Genomic DNA, 25,475 nt, shown 5'->3' on the forward strand with positions numbered 1-25,475 from the left:
ACGGATCCCCATGAATGAAACCGCACGCCGGGCCCGGCGCCTGGCCTTGCCGGCCCTTCTGTCGCTGCTGTCGCTGCTGACGGCGGCTGGGCCGTCCACCGCTGCGGCCCCTGCCGACGGGCCTGCCGCTCCGGGGCTGGGCGACCGCGTGCTGGCCTGCACCGCCTGCCATGGCCGGGAAGGGCGCGCCACCCAGGAGGGCTACTTTCCGCGCATCGCCGGCAAGCCGGCGGGCTACCTCTACCACCAGCTGCTCAATTTTCGGGACGGCCGCCGCAGCTATCCGCAGATGGCCTACCTGCTGGAGCACATGACCGACGACTACCTGCGCGAGATCGCCGCGCATTTCGCCGCGCTGGATCTGCCCTACGCCCCGCCGCCCGCGCCCCAGGCGACTCCTGCGGCCCTGGAGCGCGGGCGCACGCTGGTGCGCCAGGGGGATGCGGCGCTGGGCATTCCTGCCTGCGTGCAGTGCCATGGTGCCGCCATGACCGGCGTAGCGCCGGCCATTCCCGGCCTGCTGGGATTGCCGCGCGACTACCTCAACAGCCAGATCGGCGCCTGGCAGACCGGCCAGCGGCGCGCCCAGGCGCCCGATTGCATGGCCCACGTGGCCCGCCAACTGGCGCCCGAAGACGTGAGCGCAGTCACCGCCTGGCTGTCCGCACAGGCCGTGCCCGCCGATGCTCGGCCTGCCGCTGCCTTGCCCGGCCGGCTGCCGATGCCCTGCGGCGGCGTGGCCGCTGCCGGCACAGGCCCATCGGGGGGCTTGCGATGAAGCGCGCGCTGAAAGGGCTGGCCGGCCTGGTGCTGCTGGGCGCCTTGGTATGCACCGTGGTGGTGTTCCTGAACCTGAGCGGCGAAGCGCCCTTGCCGCCGCAGGACGTGCCCCTGGCCCAGCCCGCGCCGCAGGCCGTGCAGCGTGGCGAATACCTGGCGCGTGCGGGCAATTGCATGTCGTGCCACACCGCGCAGGGCGGGGCGCCGTTCGCCGGAGGCCGGGGCGTGGAGACGCCGTTCGGCGTGGTGTTCGCCAGCAACCTCACGCCCGACGCCGAGACCGGCTTGGGGCGCTGGACAGCGGCGGAGTTCTGGCGCGCGATGCACCACGGCCGGTCCCGCGACGGCCGTCTGTTGTACCCCGCGTTTCCCTACCCCAACTACACCCACGTCACGCGCGAGGATTCCGACGCGATCTACGCCTACCTGCGCAGCCTGCCGGCCGTGCAGCGGCCCAACACCCCCCATGCGCTGGCTTTCCCGTTCAGCACGCAGGCGGCGCTGGCCGGCTGGCGTGCGCTGTTTTTCCGGCCCAGCGCATTGGCGCCCGACCCGCAGCAATCGGTCGAGTGGAACCGCGGTGCCTATCTCGTACAGGGACTGGGCCATTGCGCGGCCTGCCACAGCCCGCGCAACGCCTTCGGCGCGACGAGCGAATCGCAGGCGTTCCGTGGCGGGCTCATCCCGGTGCAGAACTGGTACGCCCCGGCGCTCAACGCCGCCGCCGAAGCGGGCGTGGCCCACTGGCCGCAGGAAGACGTGGTGGCGCTGCTGCGCACCGGCGTGGCGCCGCGCGGGTCGGTCACCGGCCCCATGGCCGAGGTCGTTTTCCGCAGCACGCAATATCTGAACGATGCCGACCTGGGAGCCATGGCGACCTACCTGCGTGCGCTGCCTGAGCACGAGCGCCCTGCACCCGAGAGGGCCCCGCCATCGCCTTCAGCCATGGAGCGGGGCGCGGCGGTGTACGCGCAGCAGTGTGCGCAGTGCCACGGAGAGCGCGGCGAGGGGCGGGCCGGGGCGTTTCCTGCATTGGCAGGCAACCGGGCCGTGGCGATGGAAAGCCCGACCAACCTGGTTCGCATGGTGCTTCTGGGCGGCTATCCACCCACCACGGCGGGAAACCCGCGCCCCTATGGCATGCCGCCATTCCGGCAGGTGCTGAGCGACGAAGAGGTGGCAGCGGTCGCCACGTATGTCCGCAATGCCTGGGGCAACCGGGCGGCCGGTGTGGGTACGATGGACATCTACCGCGCCCGCGAGGGGCGCAGTCCCTGAGACCCATCCTTATCTTCCATGACCGAGCCGGCCGACTCTCCCGACATTTCTTTTCAAAGCGCTACCGCCGGTTGGTGGGTGGTCTGCCTGTGTGCCGGCTGGTGTGGCGCGTGCCGTGAATACCGGGCGGTGTTCGACTCCGTGGCGCCATCCCATCCGCAAGCGCGCTTTCTGTGGGTGGACATCGAAGACGAAGAAGACCTAGTGGGCGATCTGGACGTGGAAACCTTTCCCACCTTGCTCATCGCCGATCCGGCCGGGGCCCGCTTTCTCGGCCCGTTGCTTCCCCAGCCGGGGGTACTGGTACGCCTGCTGGACAGTTTGGCGTCGCAGCCGCCAGCACGGCGGGAGCCACAGGCCCAGACGCTCATCGAGCGCATCCGCGCAGCGCATGGGTAACAAAAACATTCCTTGATCTCATCGTTGGCGCACGGTCGAGCGGGCAGCCTGTGGCGCCAATGCAAATTGCATGCCGCCGCCTTTGCAAAGCGGCGCGTGACCGGCTACAATCCGGGCTTCACGACCAAACGGGCGGGTACCTACCGCCCGTTTTTTTTGGCCGTTCGCTTTTGGAGCTCGAAGCTGCCCTGGAAGGTCCTAGGTGGTTATCGGGTTTTTTGTACTTCTGGATACTGAACAGAACAACACGTGGCATTGCAGCAGATCGTTGAACAAACCGTGACCGGGCTGGGCTATGACCTGGTGGAGATTGAACGCTCCGCCGGCGGCCTGCTGCGCATCACCATCGATTTGCCTTGGCAGGCGCCCGTGGAGGGCGAGCCCGCGTTGCCTGAGCAGTTCGTCACCGTTGAAGACTGCGAAAAGGTCACGCGGCAGTTGCAGTTTGCGCTGGAAGTCGATGGCGTCGAATACAAGCGCCTGGAAATCTCCTCGCCCGGCATCGACCGTCCTTTGCGCCACGAGCAGGATTTCATCCGTTTCGCCGGGCACATGGTGGATCTCACGCTCAAGGCCCCCATCGGCGAAGCCGGGGGTGGGCAGGTCAATGCCAATCGCAAGAAATTCCGTGGCACCCTGGAGCGCGCCGAGGGCGGTGGCTGGCAAGTGGTCTGGAGCGAAGAGCCTCCCGTGAAGCCCGGGCACAAAGTCAGCAAGAAACGCGTTCCGGCGCCGCTGCAGGCGCTGGGTTTCACGATGGATGAGTTGCGCGATGTGCGCCTGGCGTCCATCGTCGATTTCAAGGGGCGGGGATCGAAAGACGGGCCGGTCCAGGCTTGACACAGCAAACGAATACAAAGGTTGGCGCGTTGTGCGCGGCGGCCTTCAAGAGATTGAAAAATAGGAGAGTCGTCGCATGAATCGCGAACTGTTGATGTTGGTTGAAGCCATTTCGCGCGAAAAGAACGTGGAACGCGATGTGGTCTTTGGCGCCGTCGAATTGGCCCTCGCCCAGGCCACGAAGAAGCTGTACCAAGGCGAAGTGGACATCCGTGTCGCCATCGATCGTGACAGCGGCAACTACGAGACTTTCCGTCGCTGGCTCGTCGTGCCCGACGATGCCGGTCTGCAGAATCCCGAAGCCGAAGAACTGCTGATGGATGCGCGTGAACGCATCGCCGACGTCGAAGTGGGGGAGTTCATCGAAGAAGGCGTCGATTCCGTGCCGATTGGCCGCATCGGCGCCATGGCCGCCAAGCAGGTCATTCTGCAGAAGATCCGCGATGCCGAGCGCGAAATGCTGCTCAACGACTTCATGTCGCGCGGCGAAAAGATCTTCACCGGCACCGTCAAGCGCATGGACAAGGGCGACATCATTGTCGAATCGGGCCGCGTGGAAGGCCGCCTGCGCCGCTCCGAGATGATTCCGAAGGAAAACCTTCGCAGCGGCGACCGCGTTCGCGCCATGATCATGGAAGTGGATCTGACGCTTCGCGGCGCACCCATCATCCTCTCGCGCTCTGCGCCCGAGTTCATGATCGAGCTGTTTCGCAACGAAGTGCCGGAGATCGAGCAGGGCCTTCTGGAAATCAAGAGTTGCGCCCGCGATGCCGGCAGCCGCGCCAAGATCGCCGTGCTGTCGCATGACAAGCGCGTCGATCCCATCGGCACCTGCGTGGGCGTGCGTGGCACGCGTGTCAATGCCGTTACCAATGAACTGGCCGGCGAGCGGGTCGACATCGTGCTGTGGTCCGAAGACCCCGCCCAGTTCGTGATCGGCGCCCTGGCTCCCGCCAATGTGTCGTCCATCGTGGTGGACGAGGAAAAACATGCCATGGACGTGGTGGTGGACGAGGAAAATCTCGCCATCGCCATCGGCCGAGGCGGTCAAAATGTGCGCTTGGCTTCCGACCTGACGGGTTGGAAGATCAACATCATGGACGCCGCCGAAAGCGCGCAAAAGCAGGCCACCGAGACCGACACGGCCCGCAAGCTGTTCATGGAAAAGCTCGATGTGGACGAGGAAATCGCCAACATCCTGATCGAGGAAGGTTTTGCCAGCCTCGAAGAAGTGGCCTATGTGCCGCTGCAGGAAATGCTGGAGATCGAAAGCTTCGACGAAGAAACCGTGAACGAGCTGCGTGCCCGCGCCAAGGATGCGTTGCTCACCATGGAAATTGCCCGAGAGGAAAGCGTGGACGGCGTTTCGCAGAACCTGCGCGATCTCGAGGGCCTAACGCCCGAGTTGATCGGCAAGCTCGCCGAAGGCGGCGTGAACACCCGGGATGATCTGGCCGACTTAGGCCTTGACGAACTGACCGCCCTGACCGGCCAGTCTGAAGAAGATGCCAAAGCCTTGATCATGAAGGCGCGCGAACATTGGTTCGCGGGGCAAGAGTAGGTCAGGGGAGGTACGAACCAAATATGTCCAGTAACACAGTCGCCGAGTTCGCCACTGAACTCAAGAAATCGCCAGAAACCCTGCTCGACCAGCTCAAGTCTGCCGGGGTGGCCAAGGCCGCCCCGACCGATGCCCTGACCGAAACGGACAAGCAAAAGCTGCTGGCCTTCCTTCAGGCCAGCCACGGCACCGCCTCGGCCGATCGCAAGAAGATCACCTTGACGAAAAAATCCACCAGCGAAATCAAGCAGGCCGATGCCACCGGCAAGGCGCGCACGATCCAGGTGGAAGTGCGCAAGAAGCGCACCTTCATCAAGCGCGACGAAGGCGGCGAAGGCACCTCTGACGCCGGAGCCGACGAGTCTGCGGAAGCCATGGAAACCGCGATGTCTCCGGAGTCGCAGGATCTCGTGCGCCGCGAAGAAGAAGCGCGCCGCCAGGCCGAGCTGATCGGCCACCAGGAAGCCGAGCTGAACGAGAAGCGCCGCGAGCGGGAAGCCCGCGAGCAGCGCGAGCGTGAAGCCGAAGAGCGTGCCGCTGCCTACGCTGCGCAGGAACAGAATCGCAAAGCCCAGGTGCAGGCCGAAAAGCAGGAAGCCTCCCGCGAGCAGGCGGCAGAAGCCGTTGCACGCCAGACGGCCCAGGCCGAAGCCCGCGCCAAGGCCGAAGAAGAATCCAAGGCCCGCGTGGCCGAAGAAACGGCACGCGCCGTCGATCTGGACGAGCGCCGCCGCAAGGCATTGGCCGAAGCCGAAGCGATTCGCGCCATGATGGCCGCGCCCAAGAAGGTGCTCGTGGCCAAGAAGCCCGAGGAGCCCAAGCCCGCCGCGACGGCTGTCAAGCCTGCGGGCGCCGATGCCAAGAAGGGCACGCTGCACAAGCCAGCCGCTGCACCGGGTGCCCGTGCGCCTGCAGCGCCTGTGGGTGGCAACAAGGAGGTGAAGTCCGCCAAGCTGTCGTCCAGCTGGGCCGGCGATCCTGCCAAGAAGAAGGAAATCAAGACGCGCGGCGACAGCAGTGGCGGCGTGGGCCGAAACAATTGGCGCGGTGGTCCCCGTGGACGCCGCAACGAGCGCGACGACCACCATCACCAGCAATCCGCGCCGGTGGAAGCCCGCATCATCGAAGTGCACGTTCCGGAAACCATCACGGTGTCCGAACTCGCGCACAAGATGTCGATCAAGGCGTCCGAGGTCATCAAGGCGCTGATGAAGATGGGCCAGATGGTCACCATCAACCAGCCGCTGGACCAGGACACCGCCATGATCGTGGTGGAAGAAATGGGCCACAAGGCCGTGGTGGCGGCGCTGGACGATCCAGAAGCTTTCACCAACGACGACGTGGCGGGTGCCCAGGCCGAGTCGGTCTGGCGCGCTCCAGTCGTGACCGTCATGGGCCACGTGGACCACGGCAAGACCTCGCTGCTGGACTACATCCGCCGTGCCAAGGTGGCGGCGGGCGAAGCCGGCGGCATCACGCAGCACATCGGTGCCTACCACGTGGAAACGCCGCGCGGCATGATCTCGTTCCTGGACACCCCAGGCCACGAGGCGTTCACCGCCATGCGGGCCCGCGGCGCGCAGGCCACCGACATCGTCATCCTGGTGGTGGCTGCCGACGACGGCGTCATGCCGCAAACCAAGGAAGCCATCAAGCACGCGAAGGCGGCCGGCGTTCCCATGGTGGTCGCGATCACCAAGTCCGACAAGCCCGATGCCAACCCCGACCGCGTCAAGCAGGAACTGGTGGCCGAGCAGGTCGTGCCCGAAGAGTACGGTGGCGATTCGCCTTTCGTGCCCGTGTCCTCCAAGACCGGCATGGGCATCGACGATCTGCTCGAGCAGGTGCTGCTACAGGCCGAAGTGCTGGAATTGCGCGCCCCGGTCGATGCAATGGCCAAGGGCCTTGTGATCGAAGCCGAGCTGGACAAGGGCCGCGGCCCCGTGGCCACGGTGCTGGTTCAGTCCGGCACGCTGAAGGTCGGCGATGTGGTGCTGGCTGGCCAGACCTACGGCCGCGTTCGCGCCATGCTGGACGAAAACGGCAAGGTCGCGAAGTCCGCTGGTCCGTCCATCCCGGTGGAAATCCAGGGCCTGACCGAAGTGCCGCAGGCCGGCGACGAATTCATGGTGCTGGGCGACGAACGCCGGGCCCGCGAAATCGCCACCTACCGTGCTGGCAAGTTCCGCAACACCAAGCTGGCCAAGCAACAAGCCGCCAAGCTGGAAAACATGTTCGCCGACATGACGGCGGGCGAGGTCAAGTACCTGCCCATCATCGTCAAGGCCGACGTGCAGGGTTCGCAGGAAGCGCTGTCGCAGTCGCTGCTCAAGTTGTCCACGGACGAGATCAAGGTCCAGCTCGTGTATGCGGGTGTGGGCGGCATCAGCGAGTCCGACATCAACCTGGCGATCGCCTCCAAGGCCATCGTGATCGGCTTCAACGTGCGTGCCGATGCCGGCGCGCGCAAGACGGCCGAGAACAACGGCGTCGATCTGCACTACTACAGCATCATCTATGACGCCGTGGACGAGCTGAAGGTCGCCATGTCCGGCATGCTGGCCCCCGAGCAGCGCGAGGAAGTCATCGGCACGGCCGAGATCCGCACGGTGTTCGTGGCCACGAAGATCGGCACGATTGCCGGTTCGTACATCACCTCGGGCATGGTCCATCGCAACGCACGCTTCCGCCTGCTGCGCGACAACGTGGTGGTCTATACGGGCGAAGTCGATTCGGTCAAGCGCCTCAAGGACGATGTCAAGGAAGTCAAGGAAGGCTTCGAGTGCGGTATCAAGCTCAAGAACTACAACGACATCAAAGAAGGTGATCAGCTGGAGTTCTTCGACATCAAGGAAATCGCGCGGACGCTGTAAGGCTCTGGGCTCGACATGGCTGCGAAGAAATCCTCTACCCCCAACCGCGGCTTCAAGGTCGCCGATCAGATCCAGCGCGATCTGACGGAGCTGATCGCGCGCGAATTGAAAGATCCGCGCGTGGGCATGGTGACGCTGCAGGCCGTGGAGGTGACTCCCGACTATGCGCATGCCAAGGTCTTCTTCAGCGTGCTGATCGGCGATCCCGACGCCACGCAGGTGGCCCTGAACCAGGCCGCGGGTTTCCTGCGCAACGGGCTTTTCAAGCGCTTGCACATCCACACCGTGCCGACGCTGCACTTCCTGTTCGACCGCACCACCGAGCGTGCGGCCGACATGAACGCCCTGATTGCCAAGGCGGTTTCTTCGCGCGCCCAAGAAGACTGAGCATGCATACCGACGGGCCGCCCCAGGGAGCGAGTGCCCCCTTGGGGGGCAGCGATTTGCACGCAGCGAACGGGCCGCGTGGTGGTGCAGTGCGCGTGCCACGCACCCGCATTCAGCGGCGTCCGGTGCATGGCGTCTTGCTGCTGGACAAGCCCCTGGGTCTTTCGAGCAACGATGCCTTGCAGAAGGCGAAGTGGCTGTTGCGCGCGGAAAAGGCCGGCCACACTGGCACGCTCGATCCGCTGGCCACGGGGGTGCTGCCGCTGTGCTTTGGCGCTGCGACCAAGTTCAGCCAGCTGCAGCTGGACGCACCCAAGACCTACGAAGCCATTGCGTTGCTCGGAACGACCACCACCACTGGCGATGCCGAAGGCGAGGTGCTGGCGCAGCGCGAAGTCGATCCGGCCCAACTCACTCCTGAGCGCCTGGCCGAAGTGCAACGCCAGTTCACGGGGCCGATCCGGCAGGTGCCGCCCATGCACAGCGCGCTCAAGAAGGACGGCAAGGCGCTGTACGAGTACGCGCGTGCCGGCATTGCGGTCGAGCGCGAGGCGCGCGACGTGGTCATCCATGCATTGAAACTGGCTCTGGCGCAAGAAAAACTAGGGCAGTTTGCTATCAAAATAATAGTAACCTGCAGCAAAGGCACCTACATCCGCACGCTGGGCGAGGACATCGGTGCCGCGCTCGGTTGCGGCGCGCACCTCACGTTCCTGCGGCGCATCGACACGGGTGGGCTGGCGGTGGAGCGTTGCGTGACGCTGGCCGAGCTGGAAGCGATGGAGGAAGGGGAGCGCATGGCCTGCGTGCACCCGGCCGAAATCCTGCTGGCACAGCATGTGCGTGTCACGCTGGACAGCGAGAATGCCGGGCGGTTCCTGTCCGGCGTGCGCCGCCGCGGTCCGTGGCCGGATGCGCCTGCGGTCGCGGTTTTCGGAGACGATCCCCATGCCTTGCTGGGCGTGGGCCACACCACAGCGGGTGAACTGGTGCCTGACCGGCTCCTGAGCCCCTTGGAAATTCAACAGATTCTAGAAAGCACGCCGCAGGTAGAGCGCGGCATATTGGAAGCACTATGAGCAAACAAATCCGCAATATCGCCATCATCGCCCACGTTGACCATGGCAAAACCACCATGGTTGACCAGCTGCTGCGCCAGTCCGGCACCTTCGCCGACCATGAAAAGGTCGTCGATACCGTGATGGACAACAACGCCATCGAAAAAGAGCGTGGCATCACCATCCTGGCCAAGAACTGCGCCGTGAGCTGGGAAGGCACGCACATCAACATCGTCGATACCCCAGGCCACGCGGACTTCGGCGGCGAAGTGGAGCGTGCTCTGTCCATGGTGGACAGCGTGGTGCTGCTGATCGATGCGCAAGAGGGCCCCATGCCCCAGACGCGTTTCGTGACCAAGAAGGCCCTGGCCCTCGGCCTGCGCCCGATCCTGGTCGTGAACAAGGTGGACAAGCCCGGTGCCAACCCCGACAAGGTGGTGAACGCTGCGTTCGACCTGTTCGACAAGCTGGGTGCCACCGACGAGCAACTCGACTTCCCCGTGGTGTATGCCTCGGGCATCAACGGCTGGTCGTCGCTGGAAGAAGGCGCGCCGGGCGAGCAGTGGGGTCCCGATATGTCGGCCCTGTTCAACACCATCCTGAAGCACGTTCCCCCGAACTCGGGTGATCCGGCCGCTCCGCTGCAACTGCAGATTTCGGCGCTGGATTTCTCCACGTTCGTGGGCCGCATCGGTGTGGGCCGCATCAGCCAGGGCACCGTCAAGCCCGGCCAGGACGTGCTGGTCATGGAAGGCCCGGACGGCAAGACCGCCAAGGGCCGTATCAACCAGGTGCTGACGTTCCAGGGCCTGGATCGCATGCAGACGCCGCTGGCGGGCCCGGGCGACATCGTGCTGATCAACGGCATCGAGGACATCGGCATCGGCGTGACCGTGACCGACCCTGCCAACCCAGCTCCACTGCCCATGCTGAAGGTGGACGAGCCCACGCTGACCATGAACTTCTGCGTGAACACCAGCCCGCTGGCCGGCCGCGAAGGCAAGTTCGTGACCAGCCGCCAGATCTGGGACCGCCTGCAAAAGGAACTGCAGCACAACGTGGCACTGCGCGTGTCCGAGACCGACGAAGAAGGCATCTTCGAAGTCATGGGGCGCGGCGAACTGCACTTGACCATTCTGCTGGAGAACATGCGCCGCGAAGGCTATGAACTGGCCGTGTCCAAGCCCCGCGTCGTGTTCAAAGACGTGAACGGCGAAAAGCACGAGCCGATCGAGCTGGTGACGGCTGACATCGAAGAAGGCCACCAAGGCGGCGTGATGCAGGCTCTGGGCGAACGCAAGGGCGAGCTGGTGAACATGGAGTCCGACGGCCGTGGCCGCGTGCGCCTGGAGTACCGCATTCCGGCCCGTGGCCTGATCGGTTTCACCAACGAATTCCTGAACCTGACGCGTGGTTCCGGCCTGATCTCCAACATCTTCGACAGCTACGAACCGCACAAGGGCGCCATCGGCGGCCGCAAGAACGGCGTGCTGATCTCCATGGACGACGGTGAAATCTTCACCTACGCCCTGGGCAAGCTGGACGACCGCGGTCGCATGTTCGTGAAGGCGAACGACCCGGTGTACGAAGGCATGATCGTCGGCATCCACAGCCGCGACAACGACCTGATCGTGAACGCCACGCGCACCAAGCAGCTGACCAACTTCCGCGTCTCCGGCAAGGAAGACGCGATCAAGATCACGCCGCCGATCGACCTCACGCTGGAATACGGCGTGGAGTTCATCGAGGACGACGAACTGGTCGAGATCACGCCCAAGAGCGTGCGCCTGCGCAAGCGCTTCCTGACGGAAAACGAGCGCAAGCGCGCTGGCCGTTGATCGGTTGAAGGGGCGATTCCCTTTGAGACAAGGCACCGCAAGGTGCCTTTTCCTTTTCTGCGCTCAGGCGGGCAGGCCGGTATCGACGCCGGACAGGCCTGGCGCTGGCTCTTGCGGGGCGGATGCGATGGGTGGTGCGGCGCCATGGCTGGGCCCCAGCACCAGTTGCCGCGAGTGGAAGTCGGCCAGAGCGTCCCGGTGGCCCACGCTGATGATCGTGGCGGCGGGCAGGCGCTCGGCCAGCAGCGTGTACAGCATGCCCTCCGCCGCCGGGTCCAGCGCGCTGGTGGCTTCGTCCAGCAGCAGCCATTCGGGTTGCTGCAGCAGCGCGCGCGCAAACGCCAGCCGCTGCTGCTCGCCGGGCGACAGGCGCTGCGCCCAGGGCGCCACCTCGCCGAGCAGGCCGCTGAACTGCGCAAGGCCCACGGATTCCAGCGCCGCGCGCACCTGCGATTGCGTATATTCGCCGGGCGTGCCTGGGTAGATCAGTGCATCGTTCAGGCTGCCCATCGGCAGGTAGCTGCGCTGCGGCACGAAGAGCATCCGCGTGCGCGGCCGGTCGATGGTGCCGCTGCCGAAATCCCACAAGCCTGCGAAGGCGCGCAGCAAGGTGCTCTTGCCTGCGCCGGAGGGGCCGCGCAGCAGCCAGCGTTCGCCCTGCGCGATGCGCAGGTCCGGCACGCTGAGCAGCGTCGCGCCGCCTGGCAGGGCCAGTTGCAGGCCGCGCGTGGACAACGCGGGGCCGTCCCCGGTTTGCAGCCGTATCCCTTGGGATGGCGCGGCAGGTACGGTGGCGAGCACGTCGCGCAGTTCAGCCAGCCGGTTCACCGTGGCGCGCCATTCCGCGAGCGTGGCGTAGCTGTTGATGAACCAGGACATCGCCCCGCTCACCGTGTCGAAAGCACGGCTGATCTGCATCAGCACCCCGAAGCTGTAGGCTCCCGCGAAGTAGCGCGGCGCCGCCAGCGCGAGTGGCAGCACGACGGCGATCTGTGCGTACAGCGAGTTCACCAGCGTGAGGCGCTTGGTGTAGCGCATCACCATCTGCCAGTTGTCCTGGATGCGGCCGAACAGGGTGGCGGAGTGAGCGGCTTCGGCCCGGGCCCCGTCGTACAGCGCAATGGGCTCTGCGTTTTCGCGAACCCGCACCAGGCCGAACCGGAAGTGCGCTTCCACCTGCTGCTGGCGGTAGTTCACGGCCACCAGGCGGTGGCCGAAGGCCTGCATGGCGATCGAGCCCACCACGGCATAGGCCGCCGCGGCCCAGACCATGTAGCCCGCAATGGTGGCGCTGTAGCCCGCGAAATGCACCAGGAGCGGCCCGCCCACGGACCAGAGGATGAAGACGAACGACCCGAGCGTGACCAGGGTGGACAGCAGATCCAGCGTCAGCGCCAGCGTAGTGGTCGCCAGGCTGCTCAGGTCTTCGGCGATGCGCTGGTCCGGATTGTCGGCCAGCCGGTCGCGCTCGATGCGGTAGAACGCGTTGCCGTGCAGCCACCGCTGCAGGTAGTCGGTCGTGAGCCAGCGGCGCCAGCGAAAGCCCAGCATCTGCTTGAAGTACAGCGCATACACGGCCAGGACGATGTAGGCCAGCGCCAGCCCGGTGAACAGGAGCAGCAGGGGCCCGAACCGGGCGGTGTCCCGCGCTTCCAGGGCATTGAAGAAATCGGCGCTCCAGCCGTTGAGGCGCACGTTGATGTACACGATGCCCAGGTTCATCGCCACGATCAGTATCAGCAGGCCGCGCGCGGACCAGCGCTCCTGCGAGAACCAGTAGGGGCGTATCAGGGACCAGGCAGACGTCTTCGCGGGCGCGGTTTTGGGCATCGATGGCACGGGTGTGGTTGGGGAAAGCCAGTGTGCCGTGTGCAATGGGCGGCTGGCTTAGCCCGGCCTTAAACGCGGTGCCGTGCGGTGGCGGGAACCAAGGTGGCGGCTGTCCATCGCCTGACATCCGCGGCGGGCAACAAGCCCTAAGATTCCGACCGGCTTGGCCGGCAGCGTGCAAGGATGCAGAAATGCAGGTGGGCCTTTCAGGTATTGGATCGTTTGCAAAAAGGAACAGCGATGACGGAGACGACAACGACGGAAGCAGAGGTTTTGGCCCAGGTGCGTGGGCAGGTGGGGTTCATCACCCTCAACCGCCCCCGGGCGCTGAATGCCCTGTCGCTGGGCATGGTGCGCGCGCTCATGGAGACCCTGCTGGCATGGCAGGCCGACGAGCGCATCCTGGCAGTGGCCATTCGCGGCAGCAACAAGGAAGGCCCGTTCGGCGCCTTCTGCGCGGGCGGCGACATCCGCTTTCTGCACCAGGCGGGCAGCCAGGGCGATCCGAGGCTGGAGGATTTCTTCACCGAGGAATACGCGCTCAACCACCTGATCCACCACTACGGCAAGCCCTACATCGCGTTCATGGACGGCATCGTGATGGGCGGCGGCATGGGCATCAGCCAGGGGGCGAGCCTTCGCATCGTGACCGAGCGCACGAAGATGGCCATGCCCGAGACGGCCATCGGCCTGTTTCCGGATGTGGGTGGCGGCTACTTCCTGTCGCGTTGCCCGGGGCACGCCGGCGAATGGCTGGGGCTGGCGGGCGACACCATCGGCGCGGGCGATGCGGTGGCGCTGGGCCTGGCCGACGGCTGCCTGCCCTCCGATCAGCAGGCGGCGGTCTGGGATGCGTTGGGTTCGGAGTCCTTCACTGACGCAGCGGCTCTGCAGGCCTCGATTGCTACTAAATTTGTAGCACAAGAGGCAATGAATACTAGGGCATCGGCCGAAATCGATCGGTATTTCGCGTTGGACAGCGTGCAGGCCATCGTAGCTGCCCTGGAGGCCGCCGGCACCGACTGGGCCCGCACCACGGCAGCCACCTTGCGCAAGCGCTCGCCGCTCATGCTGCACGTGGTGCTGGAGCAGATCCGCCGCGCCCGCAACATGGACCTGGCCGCCGACCTGCGCATGGAGCGCGACATGGTGCGCCACTGCTTTTTCCTGCGGCCCGGCCAGAGCGAAACGGTCGAAGGCATCCGGGCATTGGCGGTGGACAAGGACCACACCCCGCGCTGGAGCCCGGTGCGCATCGAGGACGTGACGCCGGACATGGTGGCGCCGTTCTTCGAGAGTCCGTGGCCGGCGCATGCCCACCCGCTCGCCGCGCTGCGCTGAGCGCGGCCATCACAACTGCGGATGCACCGCCGTGGCCAGCCCCAGCAGGGCGGCGCGCGGCAGGGCGCCGCTGAGCGCATAGCCGAAGCCGCCATCCGTCCAGTAAAAGCAGGGCACCGGGCCATCCGGATCGAAACGGAAGGCCGTGTCGGTGGCACCGGGCTGGCCCGCAGCCAAGGCGCCGAGGTACAGCGTGACGCGCTCTCCGGCGGCGTTCTGGTACATGAACTGGGCGCGTGCGCCCGTGTCTCCCGGCAGCAGCCGCCCGCCCACCAGCTCGTACCCCTGTGCCGCCAGCACGGGAATCCTGAGGGGCCGCCCCAGCCGCTTGGACAGCCACTGCACCAGATGCTCCTGCTGGGCGGCGGCCACCTCCACGGGGTGCCTCTGCTCGGGCTGGTACACCGCGTGCGCCACGGCCGCCTGTTGCGCGAATCGGCGGGCACCGGGCGGGGCATCGGCCATGCGGCCGGCGGTCTGGCCCCGGTGGTCGTTGGGCCACTGCCCATGCACGGTCCAGCCCAGGCCGAAGGCGAGGACCATCGAGGCGGCCATGCCGCCCAGGCGCCACCAGCGAGCCTCGCGCTCCCGCAAGGCTTGAAGGCGGCCCGCCGCGCGGCGCAGGCCATCCGGCACGGGGGCCGTATCCCAGGCGGCGTGCAAGGCTTGCAATTGCTCGCGCTGGGCCTGCCAGGCCGCTGCGGTGGCCTCGTTCTCGGCGTCACGGGCGAGGCGGGAACGCAGGACCTCGGCTTGCGCCGCTGAAAGCCGCCCGTCGGTCAGGGCGTGCAATGCGTCCTCGGAAATGGGGATGTCGTCTTGGGAGGCCATGGGGTCCTCACTTCATGCGGCGCAGCGCGGGTGGGGCGTCGCTGGGCGCTGGGCGCGCTGCGGCGGGCGCCTGCATCAGTTCGCGCAACCGGGCCCGTGCGCGGGACAGGCGCGACATCACCGTGCCGACGGGGATCTGCAGCACACGGGCCGTCTGCGCGTAGTCCATGTCTTCGAGTGTGACCAGCAGCAGCACCGCGCGCTGGTCGGAGGGCAGGCGCTGCAGGCAGCGGTCCAGATCGATGGCGTCGTCAGATGTCGGCGCAGGGGCCTGGAGGCTGTCCTGCACGGCCTCGATGTCCAGCAGTGGGAGGGCCGAAACCGAGCGCTGCTGGTTCAGGTACAGGTGGTGCATCAGGGTGAACAGCCAGGCCCGCAAATCGCTGCCCGAGCGCCAGAGCAGCCACTTGCGGCAAGCGCGCTCCAGCGTGTCCTGCACCAGATCGTCCGCCGCCCAGGCATTGCCTGTCAGGACCCGCGCATAGCGACGCAGGCTGGGCAGGTGTTCGACGATCTGGTCCATGGGGATGGGGCGGGCGCTGGGCCGGTCCCCGATCAGGGCTTGGCGGTGTGCCAGACCTGGTTGACACCGTCGCCGGTGCGATCGCCCGGCTTGGCGTCCTTGACCCAGTAGTAGAGCGGTTTGCCCTTGTAGGCGAGCTGGCTGCTGCCGTCGTCGCGGCGCACCACGCTGTAGTCGCCGGTCGGGGTGGCGTTGCCGGACATCAGCGGCGGCCAGTTGGTCGCGCATTGGCCGTTGCACACCGACTTGCCACTGCCGGCCGTATCGCGGTCGAAGGTGTACAGGGTCATGCCGTTGGGGCCGGTCAGCGCCCCGTCCTTGGCCTGGACGCCAGCCGGCGCTGTCATCATGGAAGAGCAGCCGGCCAGCGCCAGTGCAAAGGCGGCGGTGGCCACGGAGGAAGCGATGCGGATCATGGGTGTCTCCAGTCGATGGGGTGCGGGCGATGCGAAATGCGGCCCTGCACCGAGATGAACACCGAAGGATGCGCCTTTATTCCCCCGCACCGCTAAAAAACTACCGGCTGCGGCTTTTCATGGCGCGCTCCACTTCCCGCTTGCCTTCGCGGTCCTTGATGGTGTCGCGCTTGTCGTGTTCGGCCTTGCCCTTGGCCAGCGCGAAATCGCACTTCACCAATCCATCCTTCCAGTGCAGATTGAGCGGGACCAGCGTGTACCCCTTTTGCTCGACCTTGTTGATCAGGCGGTCGATCTCCTGGCGGTGCAGCAGCAGTTTCTTGGTGCGCGCTGCCTCGGGGCTGACGTGGGTCGAGGCGGTCTTGAGTGCATTGATCTGGCAGCCGATCAGGAACAGTTCGCCTTCGCGGATCACCACGTAGCCGTCGGTCAGTTGCACCTTGCCCTCGCGCAGCGCCTTGACTTCCCAACCATGCAGCACCATGCCGGCTTCGTAGCGTTCCTCGAAGAAGTAGTTGTAGGCTGCCTTTTTGTTGTCGGCGATGCGGGACTGTGTTTCGGGTTTTTTGGCCATGGGTGTTTAGATGCGGCGCAAACCGGGAGATGAAAGCCCTCCCTACAATCGTTGTCGTCTCGCTTCCAAGATTTTAGGCCCACGCGCTTGCGGCTCTCCGCAGGGCATTCGGCCCTTTGCCCTCGGCGCCTTCTTCCATTCATGAAAAACGTCAACAAGTCCGTCCTGATCTGGTACAGCCCCGAGGAAATGTTCGCCCTGGTCACCGACGTGGCCAAGTATCCGGAGTTCCTGCCCTGGTGCGACCATGCCGCGGTTTTGGACCAGGACGCGCAAGGCATGACGGCCGAGGTCGGCATTGCGCTGGGCGGTCTGCGCAAGACGTTCGTCACACGCAACACGCAGGAGGCAGGCCGACGCGTCCAGATGCGCCTGGTCAAAGGACCGTTCTCTCAACTGGATGGCGATTGGAACTTTCATCCCGTGGGAGATGGCTCGCAGCGGGCTTGCAAGGTCGAGCTGACGCTGAACTACGGCTTCGACAGCATGGCGCTCGCGGCCTTGGTCGGTCCGGTTTTTGATCGCATTGCCGGCACGATGGTGGACGCGTTCATCCAGCGCGCCGAGCAGGTATATGGCTGAACGGCCGGCGCCTCCGGAAGCCGCTGCTGCGTCAGAGTGGCTGACGGTCACCGTGGTGCACTCCTCGGCACCCCGATCGACCGTGGAGCGGGTCTTGCCGTTGCCCAGGGGTGCCACCCTGGCCGATGCATTGAAGGTCTGCGGGCTGAATGCGGGCGACGGCGCCTGCGGCCTATGGGGGAGGGTGGTGGCGCCCGACCAGGTTTTGCAGGACGGGGACCGGGTGGAGCTGTACCGGCCTTTGGTGGTGGACCCCAAGGTAGCGCGGCGCGAGCGTTTCGCCCGCCAGGGTGCCCGATCCACCGGCCTGTTCGCGCAGCGCAGGCCGGGGGCGAAGGCTGGCTATTGAGCGCTGGCGGGTACGGGGGTATTTGAGATGCCCGAGCGGGCGGTCATCCAATGACCGTGCCGGTTTTTGCCGGGCTCAGCGTGGCGCGCACTCGGACGCGATCACGCTGTCGGCACGGCGGGCCTCTGCGGCCTTGGCGGACTCGTCCATGAACACGCGCTCTCCCTGCGCATTGGTCTGGCTGAACAACTGGCCGGATGTCATCGCCGCCTTGGATTGCCGTGCCCGCTCGCAGTTTTCGGCCCGCAGCTTGGCTTGTCGGTCCTCGTCGGCCCTCTTCTTGGCGGCTTCCGCCGCGTCGGCCTGGGCCTTGCGCTCTTCCAGTTCCTTGTCTTTGCCGGTGGGGCGTGGCGCACTGGCTGCCGCCATGGCGGCAGATGCCCCATCCGCCGCAGGCGGCACGGCAACCGGGCGGGCCGAGATCGCATTGCCCCCTGGCTGCTTGAGAATGCTCTTTTGCGGAATCTCCGCCGGTGGTGGCCGGTCGCTGAAGACCTTGCGGCCGTCCTTGTCGATCCACTGCCATTGCGCCGCAGCGCCCATGGCCCACGTGCAGGCGAGGGCGGCCAAAAGAAGCTGGGAGGTTTTCATGCGACGCAAGTTTAGCGGTCGAAGCCCCCTGGCGCCATGGTTGCCAAACCACAACGCAAGCACACGCACTGCCCGCAGGTACAATCGTTTTTTTGGAGCTTTCTCATGCGTCTTCTTGGAAAAGCGCTCACCTTCGACGATGTGTTGCTGGTGCCAGCGTACTCCCAGGTCCTTCCCAAGGACACGTCCCTCGCGACGCGACTCTCTCGCAATATTTCCCTCAACCTGCCGCTGGTGTCCGCTGCCATGGACACCGTCACCGAAGCGCGCCTGGCCATTGCCATCGCGCAAGAGGGCGGGATGGGTATCGTGCACAAGAACCTCACGCCGCAGGAGCAGGCTGCCCATGTGGCCAAGGTCAAGCGATATGAGTCCGGCGTGGTCCGCGATCCCGTCGTCATCACGCCTGAGCACACTGTGCTGCAGGTGTCGCAACTGTCGGAGCAACTGGGCATTTCGGGTTTTCCGGTGTGCGACGGTGGCAAGGTCGTCGGCATCGTGACGGGGCGCGACCTGCGCTTTGAAACGCGCTACGACGTCAAGGTGCATGAAATCATGACGCCGCGCGACAAGCTCATCACGGTCAACGAGAAGGAGGGCACTTCTCCCGCCGCAGCCAAGGCCTTGCTCAACAAGCACAAGCTCGAGCGGCTGCTCGTGGTCAATGACGCATTCGAGCTCAAGGGCCTGATCACGGTGAAAGACATCACCAAGCAGACCAGCTTTCCCAATGCCGCCCGGGATGCCGCTGGCCGCCTGCGCGTCGGCGCGGCCGTCGGCGTGGGAGAGGGCACGGAAGAGCGCGTCGAAGCGCTGGTGAAGGCCGGTGTCGATGCCATCGTGGTGGACACCGCCCACGGCCACAGCAAGGGCGTGATCGACCGGGTGCGCTGGGTCAAGCAGAACTACCCCCAGATCGATGTGATCGGTGGCAACATCGCCACGGGCGCTGCTGCGCTGGCACTGGTAGAAGCCGGCGCCGATGGCGTCAAGGTCGGTATCGGCCCGGGGTCCATCTGTACGACCCGCATCGTCGCAGGCGTGGGCGTGCCGCAGATCATGGCCATCGACAACGTGGCCACGGCGCTCCGGGGCACCGGCGTTCCGCTCATCGCCGATGGCGGTATCCGTTACTCTGGCGACATCGCCAAGGCTTTGGCGGCCGGCGCCAGCGCCGTGATGATGGGTGGCATGTTCGCTGGCACGGAAGAAGCGCCGGGCGAGGTCATTCTGTTCCAGGGCCGCAGTTATAAAAGCTATCGCGGCATGGGCAGCATCGGCGCCATGCAGCAGGGCAGTGCGGACCGCTACTTCCAGGAATCCAGCACGGGCAACCCCAACGCGGACAAGCTGGTGCCGGAAGGCATCGAAGGCCGTGTGCCCTACAAGGGGTCGATGGTCTCCATCGTTTTCCAGATGGCTGGCGGCGTGCGTGCCGCCATGGGTTATTGCGGCTGCGCCACCATCGAAGAAATGAACAACAAGGCCGAGTTCGTCGAGATCACCACCGCAGGCATTCGCGAAAGCCATGTCCACGATGTGCAGATCACGAAGGAAGCGCCCAACTACCGCGCCGACTGATCTTGTCGCCCCCACAGGCCCGAACCCTTCTTGCGGTGTTCGGGCCTTTGTTTTTTCCTCTCTCCGTCGCCTGCCATGCAACACCAGAAAATCCTCATCCTCGATTTTGGCTCTCAGGTCACCCAGCTCATCGCGCGCCGTGTGCGCGAAGCGCATGTGCTCAGCGAAGTGCATCCCTGCGATGTCACGGATGAGTGGATTCGCGAATACGCCAAGGACGGCTCGCTCAAAGGGGTGATCCTCTCCGGCAGCCATGCCAGCGTGTACGAGGACACGACCGACAAGGCGCCGCAAGCTGTGTTCGAGCTCGGCGTTCCCGTCTTGGGCATCTGCTACGGCATGCAGGCCATGGCCCACCAACTGGGCGGCAAGGTCGAGGGGGGGCACAAGCGCGAGTTCGGTTTCGCGGCGGTGCGTGCTCGTGGCCACACCGAGTTGCTGCGTGGCATTGCCGACTTCACCACGGAAGAAGGCCACGGCATGCTCAATGTGTGGATGAGCCATGGCGACAAGGTCACGGAACTGCCCCCGGGCTTCAAGCTCATGGCCAGCACCGAGAGCTGTCCCATCGCCGGGATGGCGGATGAAGAGCGCAAGTTCTATGCAGTGCAGTTTCACCCGGAAGTCACGCATACGGTGCAGGGCAAGGCGCTGCTGGAGCGTTTCGTGCTCGGCATCTGCGGCGTTCGCCCCGACTGGATCATGGGGGACTACATCTCCGAAGCGGTTCAGAAGATCCGCGACCAAGTGGGTGATGAGGAGGTCATCCTGGGACTGTCCGGCGGAGTGGATTCTTCGGTGGCTGCCGCGCTGATTCACCGCGCTATCGGCGACCAGCTGACCTGCGTTTTCGTGGACCACGGCTTGCTGCGTTTGAACGAGGGCGACTTGGTCATGGAGATGTTCCAGGGCAAGCTGCATGCGAACGTCATTCGCGTCGATGCGAGCGATCTTTTCCTTGGCAAGCTGGCGGGAGTGAGTGACCCGGAAGCCAAGCGCAAGATCATCGGCGGCGAGTTCGTGACGGTGTTCAAACAAGAGGCCGCCAAACTCAAAGCGGGCGACAAGGGTCATAAGGGCGCCACCTTCCTGGCGCAAGGCACGATCTATCCCGATGTGATCGAGTCGGGCGGCGCCAAAAGCAAGAAGGCTGTCACCATCAAGAGCCACCACAATGTCGGCGGTCTGCCGGAACAACTGGGCCTGAAGCTGCTGGAGCCGTTGCGCGATCTGTTCAAGGATGAGGTGCGCGAACTAGGCGTCGCTCTGGGTTTGCCGCCTGAGATGGTGTATCGCCATCCTTTTCCTGGCCCCGGCCTGGGCGTACGCATTCTTGGGGAAGTCAAAAAGGAATACGCCGATCTGCTTCGGCGTGCCGATGACATCTTCATCCAGGAACTGCGCAATTTCGTTGATCCCGATACCGGCAAGAGCTGGTACGAGTTGACTAGCCAGGCTTTCACCGTGTTCTTGCCGGTGAAGAGCGTGGGTGTCATGGGCGACGGGCGTACTTACGATTACGTGGTGGCACTGCGTGCAGTGCAGACCAGCGACTTCATGACAGCGGATTGGGCCGAGTTGCCTTACGCATTACTCAAAAAAGTCTCGGGCAGGATCATCAATGAGGTTCGCGGTATCAATCGAGTGACCTACGATGTTTCCAGCAAGCCGCCTGCGACGATTGAGTGGGAGTGATTTGATCTATTGATGGTGGATGCCAATGTGTCCAGCCATCAGGCAAGGGGGCGGGGTCAATGTGTCCGGTCCACACTGATTGGCTGTGGAATCCGCGCACGGTTTCGTGAAGCGTTTGGCTTTTGTTCAGCCACCCCTCGATTGAGCGATGCATATGCATGGGTCATAGGCTGGTGGTTTACCGCAATTGATTACCAACGAAGAGCAGGAAATAAAAAAAGCCACACAGAGTGTGGCTTTTTTGTTGAGCAAGGGGGCTGATTAGGCTTCCTTGTTTTCCTTGATGTTGAAGCCCATTTGGCTTTCTGCACCTTTGCCGCCTTGGTTCGTTTGTTCCCAGTACTGGGTCTTGACCTTGGCTGCTTGGAAAGCGTAATTCACCAGAACGGAATCGCTGCCATCGGTTCCGCTCACGGTCACGCTGGTGACCATCACGTCGGTCAAAGTGATCTTGCCAAATTCGATTTGCGTACCGCCAGCCTTGCAAAGAGAAATTTCCACTTGCCCCAAGTGCTTACCCGTTGCGCAATGCTTGAGCACGGCGGGATAGCATTTGTCAATGGCCGCCACAATGTTCAGGTCATGGAAAGTGACCTTGCCGGCTCCGGCACCGCCACCGCTGGCCATGGAGTTCGGCTGGGTAGCGCCCCAGGTGAACGAGTTGATGTCAGTCCAGCCCTTATGGTTGGAATCTTGCGATTCACCGCTGGCGCCTTCGACCTTCATGAACATATCGACTGACATTATTGCTTCTCCTGTAGTTGCGATGTTTTGTACGCAAAGTCAATGAAAAGTCCGCGAATCCCAAAATTTCCGGGAGGCGCTGACCTGAAAAAACAGTCACTGTGTAGAAAGGCTGCAAGGGAAAGTACAAATGCCCATTGGAGCAAACTTTCCCGCTGCTCCACGTGTGCGGCGCCGATCCGTGATCTGTTTATCTGCCGGCGATCATAAGAGTGCCGCGTGTCATTTCGGTGATACAAGTTCGGACTAATTGGCGCCGCAAAGAAACAGAGGAAACAATTTGTTATGTACTTTGAATTGGCTTCAATAGGTAACTTGTTGCACATGCATGAAGGTAGACTCGCGACTTTTGAAAATAGGCGTGATGACAACGGCCCCCGTCCTGGGGACTGCGATCTGAGAGATCTGCAGCCTCCCGGGCCTATCGCTGCTCTATGATGCGGCGGCAACACTCCAGGGCTTGGGCTCGGTAGTGAAAGAATCCCGTCCACAATCCCACTTGACCTGTTTGGCGGCAAGTGCTTGTGCGTTCCATCCCTGCCGTTGGGGCTTGGTGCGCGGGGCACTCAGAGTTGACTTGATTCATTCTTCAACTTCCACGAAATAGATGCGCAAAAGCGTGAAAACATGCACAAGGAAATAAGTGGTTCGGCGAACTGCCTGGCTCCCGGTGTCCAGGTTGGTGAATACCGGCTGAGCGATGTCATCGGAGAGGGGGGGTTTGGCATCGTCTACCGGGCCAGAGACCTGAGTCTTGATCGCATCGTCGCGATCAAGGAATACATGCCATCGACGTTGGCAGGGCGTAAGGAATCCAATCAGATCCATGTCCGCTCCCAGCACCGTGGGGCTTTCGACGCGGGGTTGCGCAGTTTCATCAACGAAGCGCGTCTGCTGGCCAAGTTTTCGCACCCGGCTTTGGTGCATGTCTATCGTTTTTTCGAGGCGAACGGTACTGCGTACATGGTCATGCAGTATTACGAAGGCCAGACTTTCCGGACCTTTTTGAACCAGCAGCCCAAGGCCATGGATGAGCAGTGGCTTTCAGCCATCATTGCTCCAATACTGGATGTTTTGGAGATGTTGCACGCTGCGGATTGTTACCACCGGGACATCGCTCCGGACAACATATTCCTGCAGTCTTCCGGCATGCCTGTGCTGCTGGATTTCGGCGCTGCGCGGCGAATCATCGGTGACATGACCCAAGCCCTGACGATGGTATTGAAGCCTGGTTTTGCACCCATCGAGCAGTACGTCGACGACGGTGCCATGCCGCAAGGCGCATGGACCGATATTTACCAATTGGGCGCATTGCTCTATCTCTCGATCACCGGTCGCCCGCCTGCGACGTCGGTCGCTCGGATGATCAATGATCCGGTATCGGCTCTGGTGCCCGAGAACTGTCCAGGTTTCAGTGCCCGCTTCCTTAGTGGCGTACACCACGCTTTGGCGATCAAGCCGCAGGACCGCCCTCAGTCCATCGGGGATTTACGGCACCTGCTGGGTTTGAAGACGGTCACTTTGTCCTGGCCCAGTTCGGGTTTGATGGGCCTGGGTGCCGCGGAGGGCGCATCTCCTTCTTCGGATGCGCTCACGCCTGTACTCCCTGCTGTCTTGGTTCCGCCCGTGTCTGCGGCACCGCCGTCCCAAGTGCAGGGTGACGCGCCTCTTACCCCTCATCCCGATGCGCTGCATGGATTTGCGCACAACGATGCGCCTCCATCCACCGCTGTGGTGCCCAGCGGGGGGCAGGAGCATCGCTCTCCTGCCGAAGTCCAGGCGCCCAAAAGCGCAAAATCGGCAATGCCCGCGCAGCCCACACCCTCCGCGGAGGCTTCTGCCGAAGCGCTTTCCCGGAAAAACAAATCCGCTGCCAAGCAAGGCACGGCCGTTAAGCGCTCATCTGCTCAACGTCCTGCGTGGCTGATTCCTGTATTGGGCTTCGCCGTTTTCGTTGTTGTCGCAGGCGGTGCATGGTGGGCCACCAGCGGTGGGGACACTGCAAAGACAGCGGTTGTCGTCCCCGATGCGCAGGAGTTGGACCAGTGGACGTTGGCAGCCCGCATCAATACGCCTGATTCGCTGCGGACTTATTTGAGCCTCTTTCCGAATGGCGCTCATCGTGCTGAAGCGGAAGAGCGCATTGCCATCCTGACGTCTCCCTCTGCGCCGGCTTCCGCACCCCTGGCGCAGCAAGCACCGGCTGCCGCGCCCGCAGTGGTCGCTTCTGCGGCTGCGGTCGTGGCGGACGCCGCACCTGCAAAATTGCCTCCTGTGCCCACGCCTTCTGCTTCGGTTCCGACAATGCCGGGCGCTTTGCCAACACCTGAAGAGCCAGTCCGCTTACCTACGCAGGCGGCTCGCGCTGCAGATGCTGAAAGCAAGGGCAAGATCATTTTGCGCGTCATGCCTTGGGGGAATGTGTCGGTTGACAGGGTCCCGGCAGGAACGACCCCACCGCTCACTCAGTTGACCCTGTCCGAAGGCCTTCATCGCATCGACATCTCCAATCCTGTCGCGCCCACTGTGACGCAGATGGTGCTGGTGAAAAAAGGCGAGTCGGTCGTTTTGACGCACAAATTCGAATGATGCATTTCTGGTCATCCTTGACGGTTGGGCAGGCTGCCTGTGCACTTGCTTTGGCCTATGCGCCTTTGCTGCACGCAGCCGCAGACTGTGATGAGAAACCGGTATCCGCCAGATCGGAAACCGCACCAGCCAACACCGGGCGTCAATACCTGGGCCAAGGCATTGCACTGTTTGATGCCAAAGACTTTCAAACCGCTGAGCGCGCCTTTCAATCGGCATTGTTTGCCGGACTGCCGGATGTTCAGGAGCGAGCCTCTGCGCATAAATATCTGGCATTCATCTATTGCACGAACGGGGAAGGCAAGCGCTGCGAATCAGAATTCGATGCGGCGTTCGCTGCGCGCCCCTCGTTCAAAATCGATGGCTATGAACTCAACAATACCCCTTGGCGTAGTGCATATTTTCGCTCGCAGGCGCGATGGGCCACACGCTGTGGAAAGCCGGTGCTGGATGCTTCGTCGGACTCGATGGCAACCCCTGGCGCTGGCCGTCCTGCGGATGCAGTGACAGCGGTTGCTTCACCCGCCTCCCGGGCGCCGGTTGCTCAGGCGTCGAACTCCGTGCCGGTCAGCACGCTGTTCAAGGCCGTGGATAAAGAATCGGCGTTCAATGTTCGTATTCGGCTGGCGCCATGGGGCAACGTGCAAGTCGATGGAAAACCTCTGGGGGTGAGCCCTCCATTAACGCAGCTGAAATTGCCTGCTGGCTCCCATTCATTGGAACTGTCTAATCCAGGTTTTGAAACCGTTAAGAAAGTGATCACGGTCATCGATGGCGAGACGTTCACCATCGAGCATGATTTTGATGCGAGGTAG

Annotated in this window: 23 protein-coding genes; 16 read left to right on the forward strand and 7 right to left on the reverse strand. The window is 63.8% G+C overall.

All coding sequences use genetic code 11. From position 1 onward, the window contains the following. Positions 1–10 precede the first annotated feature (10 nt). The 9 genes from M5C98_RS08860 (at position 11) to typA (ending at position 11,014) form a co-directional block, all read left to right on the forward strand. Entirely contained in the window at positions 11–778 is a 768-nt protein-coding gene (locus tag M5C98_RS08860; RefSeq protein ID WP_272552240.1) for a c-type cytochrome, read from the forward strand. Next, on the forward strand, positions 775–2,058 hold the full coding sequence (locus M5C98_RS08865) for a cytochrome c (protein WP_272552242.1): 1,284 nt from the start codon (positions 775–777) through the stop codon (positions 2,056–2,058). Before M5C98_RS08860 ends, M5C98_RS08865 begins: the two co-directional genes overlap by 4 nt. 18 nt (positions 2,059–2,076) lie before the next feature. Continuing rightward, complete coding sequence (locus M5C98_RS08870) at positions 2,077–2,457, forward strand: thioredoxin family protein (protein WP_272552244.1); 381 nt, start codon at positions 2,077–2,079, stop codon at positions 2,455–2,457. 249 nt (positions 2,458–2,706) lie between these two features. After that, positions 2,707–3,297 carry a ribosome maturation factor RimP gene (rimP, locus tag M5C98_RS08875; protein WP_272552245.1) on the forward strand — a complete coding sequence of 197 codons (591 nt, stop codon included), beginning with the start codon at positions 2,707–2,709 and terminating at the stop codon, positions 3,295–3,297. A 76-nt stretch (positions 3,298–3,373) separates the two neighbouring features. Continuing rightward, a complete protein-coding gene (gene nusA / locus M5C98_RS08880; protein WP_272552246.1) occupies positions 3,374–4,858 on the forward strand; it encodes a transcription termination factor NusA in 1,485 nt (494 codons plus the stop codon). Positions 4,859–4,881: 23 nt separating this feature from the next. Continuing rightward, positions 4,882–7,731 (forward strand): translation initiation factor IF-2, encoded by a 2,850-nt coding sequence (infB, locus tag M5C98_RS08885; protein WP_272552248.1) that lies wholly within the window; start codon positions 4,882–4,884, stop codon positions 7,729–7,731. 15 nt (positions 7,732–7,746) lie between these two features. Continuing rightward, on the forward strand, positions 7,747–8,118 hold the full coding sequence (gene rbfA, locus M5C98_RS08890) for a 30S ribosome-binding factor RbfA (protein WP_272552249.1): 372 nt from the start codon (positions 7,747–7,749) through the stop codon (positions 8,116–8,118). Between the two features lie 89 nt (positions 8,119–8,207). Continuing rightward, the gene (gene truB, locus M5C98_RS08895; protein ID WP_272553224.1) at positions 8,208–9,197 is read left to right on the forward strand and encodes a tRNA pseudouridine(55) synthase TruB; all 990 of its coding nucleotides are present in this window, start codon (positions 8,208–8,210) and stop codon (positions 9,195–9,197) included. Beyond that, positions 9,194–11,014: a translational GTPase TypA gene (gene typA / locus M5C98_RS08900; protein WP_272552250.1), complete on the forward strand. Its 1,821-nt coding sequence runs from the start codon at positions 9,194–9,196 to the stop codon at positions 11,012–11,014. Before truB ends, typA begins: the two co-directional genes overlap by 4 nt. A gap of 63 nt (positions 11,015–11,077) precedes the next feature. Here the strand turns inward: typA and M5C98_RS08905 are convergent, their stop codons facing one another. Continuing rightward, positions 11,078–12,844: an ABC transporter ATP-binding protein/permease gene (locus M5C98_RS08905; protein ID WP_272552251.1), complete on the reverse strand. Its 1,767-nt coding sequence runs from the start codon at positions 12,842–12,844 to the stop codon at positions 11,078–11,080. Between the two features lie 240 nt (positions 12,845–13,084). Here M5C98_RS08905 and M5C98_RS08910 point away from each other — a divergent pair, with 240 nt between their 5' ends. Further along, positions 13,085–14,185, forward strand: a complete 1,101-nt coding sequence (locus tag M5C98_RS08910; protein ID WP_272552252.1) for an enoyl-CoA hydratase/isomerase family protein — start codon at positions 13,085–13,087, stop codon at positions 14,183–14,185. 9 nt (positions 14,186–14,194) lie between these two features. Here the strand turns inward: M5C98_RS08910 and M5C98_RS08915 are convergent, their stop codons facing one another. The 4 genes from M5C98_RS08915 to smpB form a co-directional block, all read right to left on the reverse strand. Beyond that, a complete protein-coding gene (locus tag M5C98_RS08915) occupies positions 14,195–15,016 on the reverse strand; it encodes an anti-sigma factor family protein (RefSeq protein WP_272552253.1) in 822 nt (273 codons plus the stop codon). Positions 15,017–15,023: 7 nt separating this feature from the next. Beyond that, positions 15,024–15,539 carry a sigma-70 family RNA polymerase sigma factor gene (locus M5C98_RS08920; protein WP_272552254.1) on the reverse strand — a complete coding sequence of 172 codons (516 nt, stop codon included), beginning with the start codon at positions 15,537–15,539 and terminating at the stop codon, positions 15,024–15,026. Between the two features lie 32 nt (positions 15,540–15,571). Beyond that, a complete protein-coding gene (locus M5C98_RS08925) occupies positions 15,572–15,955 on the reverse strand; it encodes a COG4315 family predicted lipoprotein (RefSeq protein ID WP_272552255.1) in 384 nt (127 codons plus the stop codon). A gap of 100 nt (positions 15,956–16,055) precedes the next feature. Further along, positions 16,056–16,529, reverse strand: a complete 474-nt coding sequence (smpB, locus tag M5C98_RS08930; protein ID WP_272552256.1) for an SsrA-binding protein SmpB — start codon at positions 16,527–16,529, stop codon at positions 16,056–16,058. A 141-nt stretch (positions 16,530–16,670) separates the two neighbouring features. On the opposite strand from smpB, the gene M5C98_RS08935 reads away from it, so the two are divergent. Continuing rightward, complete coding sequence (locus tag M5C98_RS08935; RefSeq protein WP_272552257.1) at positions 16,671–17,111, forward strand: type II toxin-antitoxin system RatA family toxin; 441 nt, start codon at positions 16,671–16,673, stop codon at positions 17,109–17,111. Continuing rightward, the gene (locus M5C98_RS08940) at positions 17,104–17,460 is read left to right on the forward strand and encodes an RnfH family protein (RefSeq protein ID WP_272552258.1); all 357 of its coding nucleotides are present in this window, start codon (positions 17,104–17,106) and stop codon (positions 17,458–17,460) included. Before M5C98_RS08935 ends, M5C98_RS08940 begins: the two co-directional genes overlap by 8 nt. A 75-nt stretch (positions 17,461–17,535) precedes the next feature. On the opposite strand, the gene M5C98_RS08945 is transcribed toward M5C98_RS08940, so the two are convergent. Beyond that, positions 17,536–18,051: a DUF4124 domain-containing protein gene (locus M5C98_RS08945; RefSeq protein ID WP_272552259.1), complete on the reverse strand. Its 516-nt coding sequence runs from the start codon at positions 18,049–18,051 to the stop codon at positions 17,536–17,538. Between the two features lie 105 nt (positions 18,052–18,156). Here M5C98_RS08945 and guaB point away from each other — a divergent pair, with 105 nt between their 5' ends. Together guaB and guaA are read left to right on the forward strand one after the other, a co-directional pair. Then, positions 18,157–19,632, forward strand: a complete 1,476-nt coding sequence (guaB, locus tag M5C98_RS08950; RefSeq protein ID WP_272552260.1) for an IMP dehydrogenase — start codon at positions 18,157–18,159, stop codon at positions 19,630–19,632. Positions 19,633–19,707: 75 nt separating this feature from the next. Further along, positions 19,708–21,327: a glutamine-hydrolyzing GMP synthase gene (guaA, locus tag M5C98_RS08955; protein WP_272552261.1), complete on the forward strand. Its 1,620-nt coding sequence runs from the start codon at positions 19,708–19,710 to the stop codon at positions 21,325–21,327. A gap of 261 nt (positions 21,328–21,588) precedes the next feature. Here guaA and M5C98_RS08960 read toward each other — a convergent pair whose 3' ends face one another. Further along, positions 21,589–22,071: an Hcp family type VI secretion system effector gene (locus tag M5C98_RS08960; RefSeq protein WP_272552262.1), complete on the reverse strand. Its 483-nt coding sequence runs from the start codon at positions 22,069–22,071 to the stop codon at positions 21,589–21,591. 627 nt (positions 22,072–22,698) lie between these two features. Here M5C98_RS08960 and M5C98_RS08965 point away from each other — a divergent pair. Next, entirely contained in the window at positions 22,699–24,660 is a 1,962-nt protein-coding gene (locus M5C98_RS08965; RefSeq protein ID WP_272552263.1) for a serine/threonine protein kinase, read from the forward strand. Next, a complete protein-coding gene (locus M5C98_RS08970; RefSeq protein ID WP_272552264.1) occupies positions 24,657–25,475 on the forward strand; it encodes a PEGA domain-containing protein in 819 nt (272 codons plus the stop codon). The genes M5C98_RS08965 and M5C98_RS08970 overlap by 4 nt, the downstream gene beginning before the upstream one ends.

Source organism: Acidovorax sp. NCPPB 3576, from assembly GCF_028473605.1.
GTDB lineage: Bacteria > Pseudomonadota > Gammaproteobacteria > Burkholderiales > Burkholderiaceae_C > Paracidovorax.

Excerpts from the sequence above, each read along its gene's own strand:
- M5C98_RS08910 (WP_272552252.1), top strand. The coding sequence starts at position 13,085 with ATGACGGAGACGACAACGACGGAAGCAGAGGTTTTGGCCCAGGTGCGT.
- M5C98_RS08970 (WP_272552264.1), top strand. The coding sequence starts at position 24,657 with ATGATGCATTTCTGGTCATCCTTGACGGTTGGGCAGGCTGCCTGTGCA.
- guaB (WP_272552260.1), top strand. The coding sequence starts at position 18,157 with ATGCGTCTTCTTGGAAAAGCGCTCACCTTCGACGATGTGTTGCTGGTG.
- M5C98_RS08870 (WP_272552244.1), top strand. The coding sequence starts at position 2,077 with ATGACCGAGCCGGCCGACTCTCCCGACATTTCTTTTCAAAGCGCTACC.
- nusA (WP_272552246.1), top strand. The coding sequence starts at position 3,374 with ATGAATCGCGAACTGTTGATGTTGGTTGAAGCCATTTCGCGCGAAAAG.
- M5C98_RS08920 (WP_272552254.1), bottom strand. The coding sequence starts at position 15,539 with ATGGACCAGATCGTCGAACACCTGCCCAGCCTGCGTCGCTATGCGCGG.
- M5C98_RS08860 (WP_272552240.1), top strand. The coding sequence starts at position 11 with ATGAATGAAACCGCACGCCGGGCCCGGCGCCTGGCCTTGCCGGCCCTT.
- typA (WP_272552250.1), top strand. The coding sequence starts at position 9,194 with ATGAGCAAACAAATCCGCAATATCGCCATCATCGCCCACGTTGACCAT.
- M5C98_RS08940 (WP_272552258.1), top strand. The coding sequence starts at position 17,104 with ATGGCTGAACGGCCGGCGCCTCCGGAAGCCGCTGCTGCGTCAGAGTGG.
- M5C98_RS08915 (WP_272552253.1), bottom strand. The coding sequence starts at position 15,016 with ATGGCCTCCCAAGACGACATCCCCATTTCCGAGGACGCATTGCACGCC.
- M5C98_RS08960 (WP_272552262.1), bottom strand. The coding sequence starts at position 22,071 with ATGTCAGTCGATATGTTCATGAAGGTCGAAGGCGCCAGCGGTGAATCG.
- infB (WP_272552248.1), top strand. The coding sequence starts at position 4,882 with ATGTCCAGTAACACAGTCGCCGAGTTCGCCACTGAACTCAAGAAATCG.
- M5C98_RS08945 (WP_272552259.1), bottom strand. The coding sequence starts at position 18,051 with ATGAAAACCTCCCAGCTTCTTTTGGCCGCCCTCGCCTGCACGTGGGCC.
- M5C98_RS08925 (WP_272552255.1), bottom strand. The coding sequence starts at position 15,955 with ATGATCCGCATCGCTTCCTCCGTGGCCACCGCCGCCTTTGCACTGGCG.
- M5C98_RS08865 (WP_272552242.1), top strand. The coding sequence starts at position 775 with ATGAAGCGCGCGCTGAAAGGGCTGGCCGGCCTGGTGCTGCTGGGCGCC.
- smpB (WP_272552256.1), bottom strand. The coding sequence starts at position 16,529 with ATGGCCAAAAAACCCGAAACACAGTCCCGCATCGCCGACAACAAAAAG.
- M5C98_RS08935 (WP_272552257.1), top strand. The coding sequence starts at position 16,671 with ATGAAAAACGTCAACAAGTCCGTCCTGATCTGGTACAGCCCCGAGGAA.
- M5C98_RS08905 (WP_272552251.1), bottom strand. The coding sequence starts at position 12,844 with ATGCCCAAAACCGCGCCCGCGAAGACGTCTGCCTGGTCCCTGATACGC.
- rbfA (WP_272552249.1), top strand. The coding sequence starts at position 7,747 with ATGGCTGCGAAGAAATCCTCTACCCCCAACCGCGGCTTCAAGGTCGCC.
- guaA (WP_272552261.1), top strand. The coding sequence starts at position 19,708 with ATGCAACACCAGAAAATCCTCATCCTCGATTTTGGCTCTCAGGTCACC.
- M5C98_RS08965 (WP_272552263.1), top strand. The coding sequence starts at position 22,699 with ATGCACAAGGAAATAAGTGGTTCGGCGAACTGCCTGGCTCCCGGTGTC.